This window comes from Synechococcus sp. R8-2 (assembly GCF_047461715.1).
GTDB lineage: Bacteria > Cyanobacteriota > Cyanobacteriia > Thermostichales > Thermostichaceae > Thermostichus.
The window spans coordinates 1-2,735 of sequence record NZ_JANSHQ010000503.1; the positions used below are offsets into that span (position 1 = coordinate 1).

Annotated in this window: 1 pseudogene; it reads right to left on the bottom strand. The window is 62.7% G+C overall.

What is annotated here, in order from left to right:
• Positions 1-73 precede the first annotated feature (73 nt).
• Positions 74-2,735 (bottom strand): annotated as a pseudogene (locus NW819_RS11590) (hypothetical protein); the annotation flags it as partial.

A 2,735-nucleotide genomic window follows, 5' to 3' on the forward strand; every position in this document is an offset into this window, starting at 1 on the left:
CCGCACCGCTGTCGCGAACAGGTCAGCCCTCCTCAAGTTGATCCTGCTCAGATTGGCTGGACTCAGGATTCTTTCATTCCCAGCTCTGCAGTTGCCCTAGCCAAGCGGAGAGGCGGGATCCCACCTCTTCTCGACGCCCTTCAAGATTGGCTGCCGTCCAAATCAGAAGCAGGCCCAGCAGGATCCCAGTGGCCCAGAGCAGCAGCGCATCAGTTGTTACCAACAGCCATCCCTGCCGCAGGATCCCCAGCCCAAAGGCCAGCGTGCCCACGAAGAGATAGGCTCTTACCCGCAAGGCCAAGCCCAGCAGACCCAAGGCCAAACCCAACCCTACCGGCCAAAAGCCCGTCCACCGTTGCCCGTGAGTTTCCACCAGCACCACCAGCAGCCATGTGCCCAAGGAAACCAGCCGCAGCCAATGCCGCCCCCGCCGTCCGTTGGTTTCCTGTAATCCCGGATCCACCTGGGCCACATAGAGCAGGGATCCCACCAGGGGCAGGGCATAGAACGTCAGGGAAGCCCAATCCTGATGCCAGCCGTAACTCCACAGGATCCAGTTGCTCAAGAACAGGCTGACATAGCCCAGGCGCACTTGGGATCTCCAGATAGCCAGCAGGGCATAGTAGGTTGCCCCCAGCAGCAGATTAAGGGTGTTATTTCCTCCCGCGGTTACCAGAAAAGCGGCCAGGGGCAGCACCAAGGCTGTATTCTGCCAAGGAGCCGCCGGCCAGCCCCACCGTCGCCAGGGCAAGCCATGGTAAACCAGCCCCAGCCCACAGAGCAGGGATCCGGCCCATCGCGCTATGGATAGCTGCGGCAGCCCCAGGAACACACCGCCCAGCAGAACCCCAGCTCCTTGCCATGCACTGAGGTAACCCCAGACCGTTGGCACCCAATTTTGCTCTGTTGGAGATTCTAGAGTTGAGGTTCTCGCCTGTCCGGCGGCATAGGCCACCAGGCCGGATCCCGTCAGCACCCAGAGGAGCTGTCCCCAACGGCTGAGGCGAGGATCGAAAAGGGCAGACCAGAGGACAAGGCTGGCCAGAGCCCAGTTGGCCAAGGCCATCCAGCGCAACCCAGCTCTTTTAAGCTGCAGGGTCGCCGCCAGCCAAGGGGGACAAAAGCCGTAGCCCCAGGCCAAGCTCAGCCCTAACAGAGCGATCAACACCAACCCATTTGCCAGGGATCCCCCAGTTCGCTGGCTGAGGAAGTAAACCCAGCTCTCGTAGGCGGCCACAGACACGCCCCAAGCGCCCAGGAGCCCTTTCCAGTTGGCAGGACGGAGGTCTTCCCGGCCTTGCTCTTGCGCCCGTTGGACCGCCTGTCGACGCCCCAGGCCCAGCAACACGATGGAGAGACCTAAGCTGCCCAAGCCCGTTACCTCACTCCACTGGGCATGGGATCCCAGCCAGCCCAACCCTGCATAGATCAAAGGCCCCGTCCGCCAGAAGCTCAGGGCCCTGACCTGTTGCAGGAGCTGCCCCCCCAAAGACTTTGTCCCGCCAGCGCGAGCGGCCCCCTCAAGCAAGAGTTTTTCCGGCCCAATCCAAAAGAGGATCCCCAGGCTTAGATTGATGACGGCAAGCAGAGGGGCAACAGGACGGGATCCCTGCACAGCCCACAACACGCCGCTTGCCGCCAGTAGCTCCAAAGCCCAGCCCAGCCCGTACAACAACCCATCCATCTGACCCTTGATCTGGCCAGATGAAAGGGCTTGGGCAATTTCAGGGGCATCCCCTGTCGGAGAGGACTCCGTCCCGCTAGCGCTAGGGGGGAGGGTCGGAGAGGATCCCGTCTCGGCAATGGGAGCAGAGAAGACCGGAGCAACCTCTACCCAAAGTCGGAGACCAATGGCCAGCCAGGTAACCCCAGAGGCCAGCGGTATGGCTGCCGAGAAAGCAGGGGGCGAGGAAGGGGTGAAGAGGGCCGCCGCGGTGGGCAACGTTAGGGAGAGCAAGAGCACCAACCCCAAGGGTATACCCCAGCCATCCAGGGCTGGCCGGTAAGCGGCTTGCAGGCGAGAAGAGAGGTGCCGGATGCCGTAGCGACAGCCGCTCAAGAGCAACAGCAGCGCTGCCAAGACCAGCAGCCATTCCGCTTCCGTAAGTGTCGGCAAGAGCCGGCTGATCCCCACCAGGCCGAACCCTGAGCCGAAGGCCACCGCCAGCAGGGCTTCCCCCTCTGCTCCAGGAGTAGGGGAACTTGGCAAGGGACAAGCCCATAGCCACACCTGGGTAGCTAGCAGCAGCAACCCCAGCCCTAGCCCGAGCAGATCCGGGCCCGGCCTGCCCAAGGTGAGCAACTGCGCCATCACCAGCGAGAGCACGGCCCAAAGACGCAGGGATCCCCGCACTGGGATCCCCTGCCGCCAGGAAAGGGATCCCAATCCCCCTTGCTCTGGGCTCTGCAGCCAGCGGGGCATGAACTCCAGGGGGGGCAGGGCCAATACCTGAGCTGCCGTCAAAACAAGAGGCACCAGCAGCCACAGCCAGCCAAAGGATTGTTCACCAGTCGCAGACAACTCGGGGAGCCGTTGCAGCAAAAACGCCAAGTAGCTGGATCCCACCAGCACCGACCCTATGCCATCTGCACTTCGCTGCCACAGCTCCGCAGGCACTCCCCAAAAAAAGCGCTCTGACCCACCCAGAGCTACCCGCCCTGCCCATTGCAATAGGCCCACCAGCAGCAGAACCACTCCCCAACTGGACAGGCTAGTGCTCCGCACCGCTGGCGCG